This window comes from Mesorhizobium sp. PL10, from assembly GCF_053714315.1.
This window is the reverse complement of record NZ_JBSKBR010000017.1, coordinates 19,984-34,866: the sequence shown is the minus strand read 5'-3', so window position 1 is coordinate 34,866 and position 14,883 is coordinate 19,984. Positions and strand designations below refer to the sequence as shown.

Here is a 14,883-nt window from a genome sequence, read left to right as displayed (position 1 = left end):
GAGGCGGTGATGCGATTGATCTCCCCCCTTGCGGGGGAGATGCCCGGCACGGCAGAGGGGGGTGTGAAGGAACGCACCGTTCACGGTTTCTGTTGTTCTAGAAAACGTCGCTGAGGAAGTATCCGCCGCCAGCAGATACGTCGGCGGGACAGCACCCCCCTCTGGCCTGCTGGCCATCTCCCCCGCAAGAGGGGAGATCGGCAGTTCCGTCGCCTCGCGGGCAGGAAAGGCTTTTAGTCTTTCAACACGTGACATACCGCTTTCCCTGGGTTTATGATAAAGGCACTCCACTTAAGCGGAGGTGCCTCCGTTTATTTAACTGGGGTCTGGCCAGCGATGGTTCAACCCCCCATATTGCCGTAGTGGAGAAAAAAGTGTCCGATCCGGAAATGATCGCTGAAGCGACGCGCGACGCGCCGGCGCCAAAACCGCTGCGCGCCGACGCGCAGCGCAACCGCGACCGGCTGGTCGAGGTGGCGGCGACGGCTTTTGCCGAGCAGGGCGTCGATGCCTCGCTGGAGGAGATCGCGCGCCAGGCGGGTGTCGGCATCGGCACGCTCTACCGGCATTTCCCAACCCGCGAGCATCTGGTCGAAGTGGTCTACCGACGCGAAGTCGAAGCACTCTGCGCGGCCGCCGACGACCTCGCCAGCCACCATCCGGCCGACATGGCACTGGAACAGTGGATGCAGCGCTTCGTCGATTACATCGCCACCAAGCGTGGCCTAGCGGCCAGCCTGCGCATCCTGTTCAACACCAATTCCGCCGTGTTTTCCGATCTGTCGGGCCGGGTGTCGCTGGCGTTGCGGCAGCTGGTCGAGGCAGCAGTGGCCGAAGGTTCGATCCGCAGCGACGTCGACGCTTCCGACGTGCTGCATGCGCTCGGCGGCATCTACTCGGCCCCCGACACCAAGGACTGGCGCGACCGCTCGCGCCGGCTGGTCAAGCTGCTGATGGACGGGTTGCGCTTCGGGGCAGGGAAGAGGTGACTTGTCGGCTCAAGCCGCTCCGTCGACCGAATAGACCAGAAACGCGCCGGGCAGCCCACTTGCTGCCATTTCACCACGCTCTTCGAACCGAAGGCCGGAGCCGACCACGAGATCGCGCACCGTGCGTGACGCGATGATTTCGCCTGGCTGCGCATGATCGAGCAGCCGCAACGACAGCTCGATCGCCGCGCCGGAAAATTGATGGCCGCGCTGCTCGCACTCGCCGATATGCACCGCCGAGCGGACCTCGACACCGGATCGCCGCAAGCGATCGCGGATGGCGATCGCGCACTGGATCGACCGCGTTGGCCGCTGGAACACCGCGAGCACCTTGCCGTTCGATCGGCTGATCTCTCTGCCTTCGGCCGCGAGGAGTTCACCGCGGAGCGCCTCGGCGTGCCGCTCGGCCGGCTCGATGCCGAAAGGCGAGCCCGTCATATCGACGGACAGCACCGACACCAGCAGCCGTTCGCCTGGAGCCGCTGGCAAGGCGCCGGTGACGAAAGCCTGGATCTCGTCGACAAGGCGATCGGAATTCTCGCCCCAGATCACGTGGTCGCGACCGGCGAATTCGATATGTCTGGCGCCTTCGATAGACGTTGCCAGGAAGCGCCCTTCTTCCGCATTCACCCAGCGGTCGCCCGTTGCCTGGGCGATCAGGGTCGGCACGTGAATGGCCGGTAGGATATCGCGGACATCGATTTCAGTGCCCCAGCGCCAGAGCGCGATTGCTTCTGCCGGCGAGGCCGAATTCCTGAGATAGGCGGCGAACCATTCCCGTTCGAATGCGTCGTTCATCAGGCTGGGGGCGGCATTGCTCATATCCGCTGGCTCTCCCCATTGCCGTTCGATGGCGGCGAGGTCTTCCTCCACCTGCTCGCCGGTCTTTCCCCAGGGGTAATCCCGCAGTCGTCTGCCGCTGGCATATGCGCCGTTGAGCACGAGCGCTGCGGTGCGCTCAGGATAGGTCGCCGCGAACAGCATACACATCGGGCCACCCTCGGAAGTGCCAAAAAGCACGGTCCGCTTCGAACCGACCGCATCGAGCACTGCCCGCATGTCTTCCATGCGTTCTTCCAGCGTCGGCAAGCCGACATTGCGGTCGGACAAGCCGGTGCCGCGTTTGTCCATGCGGATCAGGCGCGAAAAGCTGCCGAGACGCCTGAGCACATGCGCTAGCCGCGGCGATTCCCAGGCAAGGTCGAGGTTGGACACCCATCCCGAGACATAGATCAGGTCGATCGGGCCGTCGCCTGTGACCTGATAGGCAATGTTGACTCCCGCCGATTTGACGTAGCGGGTCTGCGGCCGCGCGGGTTGTTCGCTGAAGCCGGTAGCATCATCCGAATCGGTCGTGCCTGTGCGTGCCTGCGCTATCGTGCGGCGTGTCCGCAGCGTCTCGAACAATTGCCGCGTCTCCGGCTCGGGCTGCAGCTTGAGATCGCGTTGAAGCGCAGTGCGGCAGTGCTCATATTGCTTCAGCGCGAGATTGGTCCGGCCTTGCGCCGCATAGGCGCGCATCAGGGCACGGTGGACGTCCTCCCTCAGCGGCTCCATGGCCAGCAGACGCGTCGCCGCGCGCACGCATGCGGCGGGATCGTTCGTCGCGGCATAATGCGCGACGAGCCTGTCGAGCGCCGCGACGGCCAAAGCCCGCAGCCGCTCGCGCTCGATCCTCAGCCAATCCTCGAATGGCTCCTCCTTCAGGCCGAAGCCGTCGAGCAGGTCGCCGCGGTAGACATAGAGCGCCAGTTCGAGGTCTTCGGGTGCCGAACTGCCGACCAGCGCCTCGAACCGCGCGACATCGAAATCAAGGCCGTCGAGATGCAGGGCGACGCTGTCGCTATCTGTGAGGAAGTGGCCGGCGCCGCACGCCTGCATGGCCTTCCTGACGGACGATACCGCTTGCCGCAGGCTCATTCGCGCCTGTGCCTCGCTGTTGATGCCCCAGAGCAGGGTCGCCAGCTTCTCGCGCGACTGCGAATGCCCCGACTGGAGTGCGAGATAGGCGACCATCGCACGCGCCTTGCGGCTGATGGCCGGAACCTCGGCCCCAGCGCCGGCAAAGTCGAAACCACCCAGCAGGTGAAGATAAGGTCCGGTCATCGGATCCCGCCACGGTCACAGCGTGACGACGATCCGCTCAAGCCTACGCCATTTCAACACTTATTCCGCCGCCGAGGCGCTTTTCACGATTCCATCACGCAGGTTCCCACGCGTTTCTCACGGCGCTTGAGGAGATTGTTCGCACTGGATCTCTTTTCGCAGGAGGACACCGTGCATCACCCCGGCTCGACCGAATGGCCCATCTGGCATGACCACCCCGGCAGCCACCGGCGGGAGGTTGGCGCGCCGTCGCGGCACGACATTGCGCTGGCCCGCTATCTCGAAACGCAACAGGCCCATCGGGCATCGATGGCTCGCAGGCTCGATCCGGCGGCGATCACAGCCTCCGCATTGGCAGCGTTCGTCGGCCGCGTTTTTCGTGCAGCGCTGCGCCCAAATGTCCGCGGCCCGGCCAATGCCGTGGCTTGGATGGAGGACGTCGGCTTGACGTTGTCCAAGGCCCATGCGGAATTCAGCAAGACCCTCTGGGGCCGGTGACCAGGGCGCCTGCTTTGGTTGACGATCTCATCCCCAACCGCCGCCACCGCTGCTTCCGCCGCCACCTCCGCCGCTACCGCCGAGAGCGGGAATGACAGGCGGTTTTGGCGGAGTCTCTTCCGTCGGCTTTATGACTTTGCCGGTGGCAGCCTTCTTGTACCGGACCACCTTCGGCTGAGGCGCTACGCGAACCACCTTGCTATGCTTCACCGGCGGCGCCGGCTCAAACATCGGCGACACCGAGGTGCAGCCCATGAGCCCGGCCAGAACGCCGGAGAAAATTGTCCCGATGAATATCTGCTTCAATGCCTTGCCCACCATGGCCTCCATTGTTCAGAACAAGTCCCGACGCGGATTGGCTTCTTCCCAGACCCCCCGGGCCGCATTGACCAGTTGCGTGTCCAGCGAACCGGACGGGGGGATCTTCGACTTGAGCTCTTGACGCAGCGTGTCCAGGGCTACCGTTTTCGGCTTCGTCCCGAACTGCGCCAGGCCCTTTTTGGCGTCCGGAAGTTCCTTGCGCAGGTCGAGCGCGACCGCGAACGCCAGGAAACGCACCGCGACAGCCTGATCGGCCGTGTCGCCTTTGGCCATTTCAAGCGCCGCGCGATCATAGGCACTGGACGGATCGCCGCGCGCGGTCGCCAGTTCGAACAGTCGTTGCGCTTCCGCGGGGTCCTGGCGCACGCCGACGCCATCCCTGTACATGCGGGCGAGACTGCCGGGAGCGTAGGGCTGGCCAAGATCGGTGGCCTGCTGGAACAGCGCCTGCGCTGTTTTCGGATCCTTGTCGATGCCCTGGCCGGCGAGGTAATTGCGGCCGAGCAGGTTCATCGAATACATGTCCTGGCGCTGTACGCCGGCCTGCAGGAAGGCGACGGCGCGGGCCGGATCGGCAGGCACGCCATTGCGGCCCTCGGTGAAGATCGCGGCAAGATCGTTCATGGCATAGGTGTGCCCCATGGCCGCCGCCTTGAGCAGCAGGTCGAGACCCTTGGCCGTGTCGCGGTTGACGCCGTAGCCGTTGAACAGAGCGCGGCCCCACGACGTCATACCGTAGGGATCGCCCTTGTCGGCGGCAGCCTTGTAGAGGGCGTTGGCCTGGGTGCGGTCGATGGCCGTTCCGGTTCCCGTCGCGTTGAGGTAGCCGAGTTCGAAGACGGCGCGAACATGCCCTTTCTTGGCGGCGTCCTCGATGGCTGCCTTGGCCTCGCCGACCCTGCCGGCTGCAAGCAGTGCGCGGCCGAGCTCGTAGCGGAAGCGGGCGACATCGGGATAGGTCTTCACCGCGGCCTCGCAGGCCGCCACGGCACCGGTGCCGATCTCGTTCGGCAGCAGGCCGGGTACCACGCCTTGCAGGTCGAGCGGTTCGCCGGCAGCGGTATCGCAGGCATCGACCGCAGGCGAGATCTTCATCGTCGCCGGTTTGGACGAACTGTTATCGGCGCGGATTTCGAAACCGACCACGATCGGCGCGTTGGCGCCGATCTGCGGCTCGTAGCGCAGATGGTCGACTTCGCCGGCCAATAGGCTCGATTGTGGCGAGAGCGTCCGATCCGGCAGCGACAGCGTTCCCGTTGCCGGATATCCCGAGACCTTCAGGCTGACCGTCGGATCGTCGGTCGGGAAATCCAGATTGAGCGCAACCGGTCCGACACCGACGGGAACATCAAGTTTGCGGTTCTCGATCGCTTCGGCAGCACCGGTGATGTGGATGCCGCGCTCCAGCACCTGCTGCTTCTGCTCGGCCTCGAGCGAGGCCATGATCTGTTGGCCCGCGGCACCTTCGCCGCTCTTGACGCGGAACACCAATATGCCCTGGCTTCCGCCACCCCAATTGTCATGCGTGGCATAGGCCAGCATATCCACCTCGTCCTGCGTGGCGGCTCCCTTGGGGACATCCATCTGCAGGCGCGGCAGGTCCTTGCCCGCGATCGGTTCGCCCACCGCGACCTCCTTGCCGTCCAGGATCAGGCGGCCCATTGCGGGTGGCCTTTCGATGCTGACGGTGATGGCGCCGCCATCGACATCGACCGGCTCCGGCAGGCCGAGGGCGACAGGACCGACGCCCGACAGCACCACCTTCTCCAGCACTGGCGGCAGCGAAGGCCGGTTGCTGCGGCGCACCAGCACCACGTCGTCTATCAGCGACGAGTTTTCCCAAGGCACCTGCATGCCGTTGGTGGCTTGCACGACATCGCGGCGCACCGCCGACATAACCGTGCGGATTTCCTGGTTCGGCGCCAGCGCGCGCCGCGAAAAGGCCGATGAAAACGGGCTGAGGTCGCCGCTGCCGTCATAGGCGACGGCGCCCGGTTCGGTGGCAAAGGCGATCAGCGTGTTGAGCGAGCTGCGCACCTGCGCCAGCCCGGTGTTGCCGGCGGTGACAAGCTGGTCACGCAGCCAGTAATTGTTGCGCGGGAAGGGGTTGTTGCGGCAGGCGTCGAGGATGATCACCTGGATTTTCGACTTCGAGCGCAACTGCTCCAGCACATCGTTGAGCTTGATAGCCTGGACCTCGATATCGGCCGCTTTCTTCAGCGAGGCATCGACCGGTATCAGGAAATTCTCGCCGCCGATCTGAAAGCCGTGCCCGGAATAGTAGACGACGGCGAGATCGGCGCCATCGACAGAGGCCAGATAGTCCCGGAACTGGCCTTCGAACTGCTGCTTGGTGAGGTTCTCGGCGACAAAAACCTCGAAGCCCGCCAGCCGGAACGTGGCCGACACATCCTCGGCATCCTTGGCCGGATTCTTGAGTGCCGGGATGTCACGGTATTCGGAATTGCCGATGACGAGAGCGACCCTTCGATCGGCGCAGGCCTCAAAGGTTGTGAGGCTAACGAGGATGAAGGCCGCGATGAATCCGCAAAGTCGGAGCATGGCAAAACCTCTGGCCGCTGCCTGACGCCGACGAGAACACCGCTTGCGGCATCATGGTCCGTTGACAGTATGCAACCTGCCACAGGATAAAGTGAAAGCCCCGTCACCGCCAGACCATAGAAGGCGATTTCTTTCGGCGCTGATCATGGTGGCATTAGCACGCGCTTTAGGAGCGGGTATGTGACAAGTCTCACAGTTCGCATCGACGTGCCGAATGCGCCGTCCGACGCCAGGGACTGGCGGGCTGCGGCCAGGATGCGTTCAAACTTCGAGGCAGATCTTGCCGAAATGCTTCTGCGCTTCGTAGTGCCTGAACGCTGCGGCGATGTCCCGTAGTGGAAAGCTGCTGTCGACGACGGGCTGCCCGCCCGGCGCTCTCAGCCTGACCAGCTTCATTGTCTTTCTCCGACGTGCGGGGGGCAGAATGCGGTGCTATTGCCGGACCGGCCGGCCTGAAATCACGCGCAGCCATGGCGCCAGATGGAAGGCGCTCATCAGCAGATACATCAGCGGCATGCCGGTGAGCGGGGAGGCATTGGCGCCAAGGCACGACATGACGCCGTCGCCAGTGTGCATGCAGATGAGCAACGCCATCACAGCGAATGTCGGTGCCGCGGCGAGGCACAGCCAGTCGGCGATGCCAAGATGAGCCGCGCCAGTCGTTTGAGGGATCTCGCTGCTGATTCCAGTGCCGATGTCGCTCATGGTCTTGATGCCTTGATGGTCACTGCCTGGTGGACCTGGTTTCCTCTCCCTCGCCATAGGCGGGGAGAGGAAATGACGCTGGATGGGCGTCGCTATAAGTCCTTACTTGCCGTCCTTGTCCCGGAACGCGGCCTCGCCGGCGGCGGACACTTCTTCCCATTTCTTGTCGGGCGCGGCGTCATAATTGTCGTGCCAGTTCCACCAGCTGTAGAGTTCGGTCTGCAGATAGCCTTCGGGCGAATCTTCCCACACTTCCTGGCGGCCGAGCGGCGTGGCGTCGAGATAGCTCCAGACGGTTCCCATCTGCTCGTCGCCGCGGCTGTTGATGAAGTAGGTGCGGAATACCTTCTTGCCATCCTGGATGAACACGTTGTGGCCGTGCCATTCGTCGACGCCGAAGTCCTTGTCGAAGCTGTCGGTGATGGTGTACCAGGGCATCTCCCAGCCCATCCGCTTCTTCAGCGTTACAATATCAGCCTGCGGCGCGCGCGAGGCATAGGCAAGCGTGGTGTTGCGGGCGTTGAGATGGGCGAGATGGCCGACCTGGTCGGCGCCCAGCGAACAGCCGCGGCAGGCATGTTCGGGCCAGCCATAGACGCCGGGTTCGTAGAAAGCCCGGTAGACGATCAACTGACGGCGGCCTTCGAACAGATCGAGCAGGCTTGCCTTGCCGTTGGGGCCTTCGAATACATAGGCCTTGTCGACTTCCATCCAAGGCATGCGCCGGCGCTCGGCCGACAGCGCATCCCTGGCGCGCATCGTCGCCTTCTCCTTCACCAGCATCTTTTCGCGCTCGGCTTCCCATTCCTGCCTTGAAACGATTGGCGGGGTCTTCATTGCCACGTGCTTGGTCATTGCTCGTCTCCTTTGCCGTTGCGGCGCGTCGTTGTCTGCTGATCGGGAGGTAGGGTAGGGCCGCGGGGCGGCGAGGACGGAGTTACAAATGTGACGGGATTTGCAGGCGGACCACCGCAGCAAGAGTGGCGGGGCCGCGCAGCGTGCTCAAGATCCTCGAAAGTAGGCATGGTCGGTTTTCCTCATTGAGAAGCTTAATACGTTTATCTGAGATGCTCAGGCTAACGAATGCCCATATTTCCGTCAACGTCGCCCAGGGTGTCTCCTGCCAGTCCAGATGGCTAGGTTCTCGTCCCGGCTTGCTGCTTGGCGACGGTGACTTAAGTTAGGGCCGAGCAGCGCCGGGGTGGGAGTTACAAGTGTGACGGGATTTGAATGGACTCGCTGATCACCGCGGCAGGGCTGGCGCTGGCCGCGGGTGATCCGCTGGCCGCACTCGACCGCGTCGCCTTGCGCGAGGATGCGCCGGCGCTGGCGCTGCGCGGCATTGCGATGGCGCAACTCGGCGATCTCGATCGCGCCAAAGCACTGCTGCGGCGGGCCGCCCGTGCCTTCGGTACGAAGGAGGCGGTGGCGCGCGCCAGATGCGTCGTCGCCGAAGCCGAGATCGCGCTGGTCTCGCGCGACCTCGGCTGGCCGGCGAAGGCTCTCGATGCGGCGCGGGCGACATTGGAAAAGCATGGCGACCGGCTGAACGCCGCGCATGCCGGGCATCTCAAGGTGCGGCGCCTGCTGCTCATCGGTCGGCTCGACGAGGCTGAAGACGTGCTGGCCGGCCTCGATCCGGCGCCGCTTCCGCCGGCGTCACGCGCCGCGCACGAACTGGCGGTTGCCGGCATCGCCATGCGGCGTCTGAAGACGAAAGCCGCGCGCCAGGCATTGGAGTGGGCGCGCCATGCCGCACGCCGGGCCGGCATTCCGGGCCTTATGGCCGAGGTCGACCGCGCCTTCCTGGCGCTGGATACGCCGGCGGCCCGGCTGATCGCTGGTGGCGAGGAACGCCCGCTGCTGCTCGAGAATGTCGAGGCGCTGGTGGCGTCGTCGGCGCTGGTCGTCGATACGTTCCGCTATGTCGTGCGCAAGCAGGAAACCACGGTCTCGCTGGCGACGCGCCCGGTGCTGTTTGCGCTGGCGCGCGCGCTCGCTGAAGCCTGGCCGGCGGATGTGTCGAGGGCGACGCTGATTGCCCGCGCCTTTGGCGGCAGGCACGCGGATGAATCGCACCGCGCCAGGCTGCGGGTCGAGATCGGCCGGCTGCGCGCCGAATTGCGGCCGCTGGCCGCCATCGGGGCGACCAGCCAGGGCTTTGCGCTGGCGCCGCGCCAGGCAGGCGAAGTGGCGGTGCTGGCGCGGCCGATCGAGGAGCGGCACGCGGCGGTGCTGGCCCTCCTGGCCGATGGCGAAGCCTGGGCAAGTTCGGCATTGGCGCTGGCACTCGGCGCCGGCCAGCGCAGCGTGCAGCGAGCGCTCGATCAGCTTGCCGAGGCCGGCAAGGTGCAGTCGTTCGGCCATGGTCCCGCGCGCCGCTGGATGACGCCGCCTGTGGCCGGCTTCACGACCACCTTGTTACTCCCGGCACCCCTGCCGAACGGCTAGATAGGGTTCTGTGGCCATGGTCGAGGATCAAGACATGAAACATTCAGCAGCTGAAATCCTGCGCGAATACGGACCTTTTCCTGATGTCGACACCGTGCATGGCGTGAGCTTCGACGGACAAAATGTCTGGTTTGCCGCTGGCGAACGGCTGACCGCCTTCGATCCGGCAAGCGGTGAGACGCTGCGCTCGATCGATGTCGCCGCCCATGCCGGCACCGCCTATGACGGTCGGCACCTGTACCAGCTGGCCGGGGATCGCATCCACAAGATCAACCCCGACACGGGGCAGGTGCTGGCCACCATTCCGGCGCCCGGTGGCGGCCGCGATTCCGGCATGACCTGGGCCGAGGGCACACTGTGGGTTGGCCAGAACCGTGAGCGCAAGATCCACCAGATCGATCCCGAAACCGGGAAAATCCTGCGCACCATCGAGTCCAACCGCTTCGTCACCGGAGTGACCTGGGTGGATGGCGAGCTGTGGCACGGCACCTGGGAGGGTGACCATAGCGATGTCCGGCGCGTCGACCCGCAGACCGGAAAGGTGCTGGAGCGGCTCGACATGCCGGCGGGGAAAGGCGTGTCGGGGCTCGAATCCGACGGCGGCGACCGTTTCTTCTGCGGCAGCGGCCCCGGCGGCATGGTGCGCGCCGTACGCCGACCCAAGTAAGCCGCCTGCTCGTCTTATGGTGCCGAACGTTCCGCCGGCATCAAATCCCTGAGCCGTCGAGTTGCTGGGCGTCTTCGCCTGCCCAGGGCGCCGGCATCGAAGCCCGGCTCAAATTGGCCGTCGGCAGCGGCATCCAGCATTTCAGCTCCGGTTCGGGATATTCGATCACGCGTCCCGGCGACGAATCGGAGGAGCGCCAGCCTTCTGTGCCGAACTGGTCGGCGCGCGACCAGTAAGCGAGGTCAACTTCCGCGGGTCCCTGCTCGGACGGTCGCACCGTAACCAGGATGCGGCTGCCGTCCTTGGGCGCGCTCGCCATGTGCCGCCAGCGATCGGGTTCGTCCATTGCGTATCCTCCTGCACGTTGCAACGATAGTCGCCGCGTGCCCGGCAGCGGTCAACCCGAACTTTGTGCAAGATGAGATATCGTTGGCGAACGCACGCCGGACAAGCGTCCGGCGCTGGCACTTCGTCCGCTACGCGGCGAGACGGCGCCGCCGACGGCGATGTCGATCGACTTGTACCGGTCGAACAGTTATTCGGTCCGTAGCCGCAGACGCTCGCTGACTTTGACCACCGCGCCGCCGCCGATCGAATTGGCCCCGATATGAGTATGGCAGTGGGCGGACGCCGTGCCCGCATCGTTCGGCTTTGTCGATTGCCATGTCCTCCCGCGGCCTGCATTCTAGCTGCCCAGGCAAGACAGTGCATTCGTGGCCGAGGCCGATCAGCCGACCTCGGCGGTTCGAACCAGGGAAATGGGCATGTCGATCAAGGTGATTGGCGCGGGCTTTGGCCGCACCGGAACGGATTCGATGCGCGAAGCGCTGACCATCCTCGGCCTGGGGCCCTGTCATCACATGTCTGAAGTCATCGCCAACGAGGAGCAGAAGCGGCTCTGGCGCGCGCTTGCGAAGGGTGCTGCGCCTGATTGGAGCGAGCTGTTTGCCGGCTATGCCTCCTGCATGGACTGGCCATCGGCGCATTATTGGCGCGTGCTGATCGAGGTCTATCCGGACGCCCCGGTCATCCTCACCTGGCGCTCGCCGGAAAGCTGGTGGCAGAGTTTCGAGAAGACCATCCTGGCTGGCATCAGCCAGCTCCAGGATCAAGAGGCGCTGGGCATCTCCTTGATCGCCAAGCAGGTCTTCGGCGGCAGGGCGCAGGATCGCGCGACCGCGATTGCCATCTACGAAGCCAACGTCGCCGCGGTCATGGCGACGGTGCCGCCGGAGCGGCTGCTGGTCCACAAACTGGGCGACGGCTGGGACACGCTGTGCGCCCATCTGCGCGTTCCAGTGCCCGACCAGCCCTATCCCAATCGCAACGACACCAGGGAATTTCGGGCGCAATTTGGGCTGAACCGGCAACCCTGAGCAAGGTCGCGCACGCGCTTGGGTTGAGATGTCTGCAACCCGGCCGCAACCGACCGCAATGATGGACGACAATGTCTGCTGAAGATCAGCGCAGCAGAACCGGACTGCGCCTTCGGACTATGTTCAGACGTGCACGGTGCCATGCGACAGCTCGCCCTCGTCGCTCGAGATGAGGAAAGCGGCGGCAAGCAGGCCGACATAGAGCAACCCGACCATGCACACGACATAGATGCCCGGGACAGGGCCGAGCTGTGCCACGCGCGCCGCGTCGAGGAATGACGCGCCGAAGCCGATCGGCGATCCTTCGCGCTGCAGGCTGGGCGTCGTGATCTTCAGCACCCAGGCCAGCATCAGGATCGTGTACATGAAAACGTAGTTGCGGCGCAGCCGGCGTACCAGAGCCGCGCGCTGCGAGATCAGGAAGCGCGGCGCACGCAGGCCTTCGCCGACGATGGCCAGCCAGTTGGAGGCGTAGTCGGGTTGCGGCGAGAAGATCTGCGCAAAATAATAGCGCTCGAACTGGCGCACCCTGGCCCGGTAGACGTCGAAGAAGCGGTAGCGCCGCGCCTCGATCCACAGAAGCAGCGTGATCAAGAGCATGGCGAACAGCAGCACGCCGTGATGGGCGCTGGGTGTCGACAACGAGACTGAGAGCATTGCGGCGACGACGGTGATCGCCCAGTTGCTGGTGCGGTCCAGACGGTCGCGCCAGCCGGCCATGCGGGCGATCTCTGCGCGGTGGAAATGTGACATGGTGGTCGCGAGTTCCGATGAGGTGAGCTTCAGCGCGAACGCATCGGAGACCCGCGGCGCGGCCGCTGCTTCGTCGGGCTTAAAGGTCTTGACCTGCGACATTCCCCGCCACGCGCCTCCCTAACGCCGTGGCCGGCCGAAACAAGCCGGCCTTCACCCCAATAAACGCAACGCGCAGCGGCCCGAAACGTTCCAGCCTCTTTCCTTGGAGGGGTTTATGCGCTCAGCCCGCCCGCCCGGCTACGCGATCGAATGCGGTGCGCTAGCGCCCGCCTCCCTCAACCCTTCGCCGACGAGACCTGACCGCTTCCAGCAGTTCGTGCTCGTTGGTGTGAGCATTTCGAAAAATGGCCACAACCATCACCGCCAGGATTTCGGCGTCCGGGTCCAAAGGGTCTAGATTCTCGTCCGCGCAGACCTGATCGAACACGTGTTCGCAAATAGCCAGATCGTGAGGGCTGAGGCAGGTGCGGTTGAAGCGCCCATGCGGCATTTGTGCGAACCTTTCAGGGCCCGCTGTCCGACGAGCCGCTGAGGCGATGGAATGCTCCAGCGATAATATCGTCGACAGTGTATTGCGGTGATTTTACTCGTTTCCTGACGATTGAACGGTCAGCAGTCCCAAAATTTGCGCGCACTCACGAGCTTTATACTGACCAATGTTCATCAACTGGTAGTAATCATGTCGCTTGTTTTCCGGGATACGAAAGCCGCGCCTAAAATCGGCCGCCTCCTTCGGAGTTCGAGTGCAGCCGATTTTACTGGCTGTGACTTTCAAACTTGCCAGTGAGCATCCGATCCTGGCCGCAATATCCTTCAACGGCTCGTTGTTAATGTATCCGTCAAGAATTATCTTGCGACGAGCTTCGCTGTTGAGCTTTGTGTTCATTTCGACGGTCTCCCCAAATACGCTTCCACAATGGTCAAATGTATATGCAGCGGGCTGAAGAGTGTCGTTAGCGTCGCATCCAGAAACTTATCTCGGAATGCATTTCTTGCTGTAACTCAGCGTGATCGCCTGCTCTGTCGAAGCGAGTTCCGCTGCCGTTGGCGGTCGTTTCGGCTGTGGTCACCGAACGGCTTGATCCGGCTGGTTGTCGATATAGGCCTCAAAGTCTTGCCAGATGCCCGGGATACACCACATGATTACGAGGGGCATGGGCATACCCGATTCGGATATGGCACCACGCGATGGACGCAAAAAGGCAAGGCAAGACTCCTGCGAAGCGGCCTCCGGAGCGTGATCGGCGTCGTTGGCCGCGCGAAGCTCAATCTCATAACGAGTCAACTTCGCCACTCGGGCCGACGCTCCAGCCTTTGTCCTTTTCAACGCTCGAACTGGCGCCAGAGGATCAATTCGCCACCTGGCAAGCGCACTTGGCTCCGCTTGTCGAGGTGAAGTTGCCGGATGACAAGTCGCCGGACGATGGCTTTCCCGCCGACCACACGGCTTGGAACCTCGGTGGCATGCTGATCGTCCAACAGCACGCTCCGGCACATAGTTACATCCGTTCTGCCGCCAAGCTTCGCTCCAGTTCGATCGATCACTGGTATATCGCCTTGCCACGTACTGGCCGGTCTTGGACGGAGGTTGATCGCCGCGTTGCAGAAGGCCAGCCGGGCAGATTGGAGATCAGGTCGCTTGGCTATCCGTTTCGCGGGAGGACAACGGACTCCGAAAGCCTCTTTCTCTATCTGCCACGTGATTTGTTCTCTGATGTGGCCGCAACCCTTGACGCGAAGAACAATTCAATTCTGTTCGGCAACTTTGCCAGCCTCTTGGTTGACTACGTCAACAGCGTCGAAGCAAGACTGCGCAGTCTCACGGCCGAAGATCTGCCCCGCATCGTGCACGCAACACGCAGCATGATCATTGCCTGCCTCGCGCCGCCGGCGGAACATGCTGCCGCCGCCGAACAATTGGCGGGTGTCGCGCTGATGGAGCGAGCGCGCCGATACGTCCAAAACAATCTGGATACGCCTCATCTGACACCGGATTCAATGTGCCGGGCGCTCGGCGTATCGCGCTCTCGTCTCTATCAGTTGTTCGAACCAAGCGGTGGTGTTCTCCATTACATACAAAGCCGCCGGCTTCTGGCAGCCCATATTGCGCTGAGCGATCCGGCGGACAGCCGGCGCATTGTTGAAATTGCCGAAGCCTGCGGGTTTAGTTCAGCCGCTAATTTCAGCCGGGCATTCAGCAAGGAATTCGGTTACAGCCCCCGCGACGGCCGCACTACTGTGGTGTTGCCACGCCCTGCCAACTCTGTTTCGCCTGCTGGGCACGAGAAGGCCTCTTCCTTTGAAGGTTGGCTCAAATCGCTCGGAAGCTGATTGCCGATTGGAATGGGTTGATGCGGACGGGGTCACACAGGGGCGGGAAGATCACGCCGCCACATGAACCAGAATATCCGTGTCCCGTCCACCGCGCTATCAGTCATGTAGCCAATTCCGG

The 14,883-nt window shown here is 63.6% G+C and carries 15 protein-coding genes; 6 read left to right on the top strand and 9 right to left on the bottom strand.

From position 1 onward, the window contains the following. Positions 1-389: 389 nt before the first annotated feature. Positions 390-989: a TetR/AcrR family transcriptional regulator gene (locus ACWGTO_RS24280; RefSeq protein WP_454577421.1), complete on the top strand. Its 600-nt coding sequence runs from the start codon at positions 390-392 to the stop codon at positions 987-989. A 9-nt stretch (positions 990-998) separates the two neighbouring features. On the opposite strand, the gene ACWGTO_RS24275 is transcribed toward ACWGTO_RS24280, so the two are convergent. Then, positions 999-3,095, bottom strand: coding sequence for an alpha/beta fold hydrolase (locus ACWGTO_RS24275; RefSeq protein ID WP_454577332.1), 2,097 nt, complete (start codon positions 3,093-3,095; stop codon positions 999-1,001). A gap of 135 nt (positions 3,096-3,230) precedes the next feature. On the opposite strand from ACWGTO_RS24275, the gene ACWGTO_RS24270 reads away from it, so the two are divergent. After that, positions 3,231-3,593 carry a hypothetical protein gene (locus ACWGTO_RS24270; RefSeq protein WP_454577331.1) on the top strand — a complete coding sequence of 121 codons (363 nt, stop codon included), beginning with the start codon at positions 3,231-3,233 and terminating at the stop codon, positions 3,591-3,593. A 27-nt stretch (positions 3,594-3,620) separates the two neighbouring features. Here the strand turns inward: ACWGTO_RS24270 and ACWGTO_RS24265 are convergent, their stop codons facing one another. The 5 genes from ACWGTO_RS24265 to ACWGTO_RS24245 form a co-directional block, all read right to left on the bottom strand. After that, entirely contained in the window at positions 3,621-3,914 is a 294-nt protein-coding gene (locus tag ACWGTO_RS24265; protein WP_454577330.1) for a hypothetical protein, read from the bottom strand. A 12-nt stretch (positions 3,915-3,926) separates the two neighbouring features. Next, positions 3,927-6,476 (bottom strand): caspase family protein, encoded by a 2,550-nt coding sequence (locus ACWGTO_RS24260; protein WP_454577329.1) that lies wholly within the window; start codon positions 6,474-6,476, stop codon positions 3,927-3,929. A 261-nt stretch (positions 6,477-6,737) separates the two neighbouring features. Beyond that, a complete protein-coding gene (locus tag ACWGTO_RS24255) occupies positions 6,738-6,872 on the bottom strand; it encodes a zinc-binding dehydrogenase (protein WP_454577328.1) in 135 nt (44 codons plus the stop codon). 36 nt (positions 6,873-6,908) lie between these two features. Then, a complete protein-coding gene (locus ACWGTO_RS24250; RefSeq protein ID WP_454577327.1) occupies positions 6,909-7,181 on the bottom strand; it encodes a hypothetical protein in 273 nt (90 codons plus the stop codon). 102 nt (positions 7,182-7,283) lie between these two features. Further along, entirely contained in the window at positions 7,284-8,036 is a 753-nt protein-coding gene (locus ACWGTO_RS24245; RefSeq protein WP_454577326.1) for a DUF899 domain-containing protein, read from the bottom strand. 375 nt (positions 8,037-8,411) lie between these two features. Between ACWGTO_RS24245 and ACWGTO_RS24240 the strand changes: the two genes are divergently transcribed. Then, the gene (locus tag ACWGTO_RS24240; RefSeq protein ID WP_454577325.1) at positions 8,412-9,632 is read left to right on the top strand and encodes a helix-turn-helix domain-containing protein; all 1,221 of its coding nucleotides are present in this window, start codon (positions 8,412-8,414) and stop codon (positions 9,630-9,632) included. Between the two features lie 34 nt (positions 9,633-9,666). After that, a complete protein-coding gene (locus ACWGTO_RS24235; RefSeq protein WP_454577324.1) occupies positions 9,667-10,299 on the top strand; it encodes a Vgb family protein in 633 nt (210 codons plus the stop codon). Between the two features lie 40 nt (positions 10,300-10,339). Here ACWGTO_RS24235 and ACWGTO_RS24230 read toward each other — a convergent pair whose 3' ends face one another. After that, positions 10,340-10,645, bottom strand: a complete 306-nt coding sequence (locus ACWGTO_RS24230) for a hypothetical protein (RefSeq protein ID WP_454577323.1) — start codon at positions 10,643-10,645, stop codon at positions 10,340-10,342. Positions 10,646-11,012: 367 nt separating this feature from the next. On the opposite strand from ACWGTO_RS24230, the gene ACWGTO_RS24225 reads away from it, so the two are divergent. Continuing rightward, a complete protein-coding gene (locus tag ACWGTO_RS24225; RefSeq protein WP_454577322.1) occupies positions 11,013-11,675 on the top strand; it encodes a sulfotransferase family protein in 663 nt (220 codons plus the stop codon). A gap of 123 nt (positions 11,676-11,798) precedes the next feature. Here ACWGTO_RS24225 and ACWGTO_RS24220 read toward each other — a convergent pair whose 3' ends face one another. Beyond that, entirely contained in the window at positions 11,799-12,530 is a 732-nt protein-coding gene (locus ACWGTO_RS24220; protein ID WP_454577321.1) for a DUF2270 domain-containing protein, read from the bottom strand. 484 nt (positions 12,531-13,014) lie between these two features. Next, entirely contained in the window at positions 13,015-13,317 is a 303-nt protein-coding gene (locus ACWGTO_RS24215; protein WP_454577320.1) for a hypothetical protein, read from the bottom strand. Positions 13,318-13,619: 302 nt separating this feature from the next. On the opposite strand from ACWGTO_RS24215, the gene ACWGTO_RS24210 reads away from it, so the two are divergent. Continuing rightward, positions 13,620-14,762: a helix-turn-helix domain-containing protein gene (locus ACWGTO_RS24210; protein WP_454577319.1), complete on the top strand. Its 1,143-nt coding sequence runs from the start codon at positions 13,620-13,622 to the stop codon at positions 14,760-14,762. Positions 14,763-14,883 lie beyond the last annotated feature (121 nt).

Excerpts from the sequence above, each read along its gene's own strand:
- ACWGTO_RS24280 (WP_454577421.1), top strand. The coding sequence starts at position 390 with ATGATCGCTGAAGCGACGCGCGACGCGCCGGCGCCAAAACCGCTGCGC.
- ACWGTO_RS24275 (WP_454577332.1), bottom strand. The coding sequence starts at position 3,095 with ATGACCGGACCTTATCTTCACCTGCTGGGTGGTTTCGACTTTGCCGGC.
- ACWGTO_RS24265 (WP_454577330.1), bottom strand. The coding sequence starts at position 3,914 with ATGGTGGGCAAGGCATTGAAGCAGATATTCATCGGGACAATTTTCTCC.
- ACWGTO_RS24260 (WP_454577329.1), bottom strand. The coding sequence starts at position 6,476 with ATGCTCCGACTTTGCGGATTCATCGCGGCCTTCATCCTCGTTAGCCTC.
- ACWGTO_RS24255 (WP_454577328.1), bottom strand. The coding sequence starts at position 6,872 with ATGAAGCTGGTCAGGCTGAGAGCGCCGGGCGGGCAGCCCGTCGTCGAC.
- ACWGTO_RS24250 (WP_454577327.1), bottom strand. The coding sequence starts at position 7,181 with ATGAGCGACATCGGCACTGGAATCAGCAGCGAGATCCCTCAAACGACT.
- ACWGTO_RS24245 (WP_454577326.1), bottom strand. The coding sequence starts at position 8,036 with ATGACCAAGCACGTGGCAATGAAGACCCCGCCAATCGTTTCAAGGCAG.
- ACWGTO_RS24240 (WP_454577325.1), top strand. The coding sequence starts at position 8,412 with ATGGACTCGCTGATCACCGCGGCAGGGCTGGCGCTGGCCGCGGGTGAT.
- ACWGTO_RS24235 (WP_454577324.1), top strand. The coding sequence starts at position 9,667 with ATGAAACATTCAGCAGCTGAAATCCTGCGCGAATACGGACCTTTTCCT.
- ACWGTO_RS24230 (WP_454577323.1), bottom strand. The coding sequence starts at position 10,645 with ATGGACGAACCCGATCGCTGGCGGCACATGGCGAGCGCGCCCAAGGAC.
- ACWGTO_RS24220 (WP_454577321.1), bottom strand. The coding sequence starts at position 12,530 with ATGTCGCAGGTCAAGACCTTTAAGCCCGACGAAGCAGCGGCCGCGCCG.
- ACWGTO_RS24215 (WP_454577320.1), bottom strand. The coding sequence starts at position 13,317 with ATGAACACAAAGCTCAACAGCGAAGCTCGTCGCAAGATAATTCTTGAC.
- ACWGTO_RS24210 (WP_454577319.1), top strand. The coding sequence starts at position 13,620 with ATGGACGCAAAAAGGCAAGGCAAGACTCCTGCGAAGCGGCCTCCGGAG.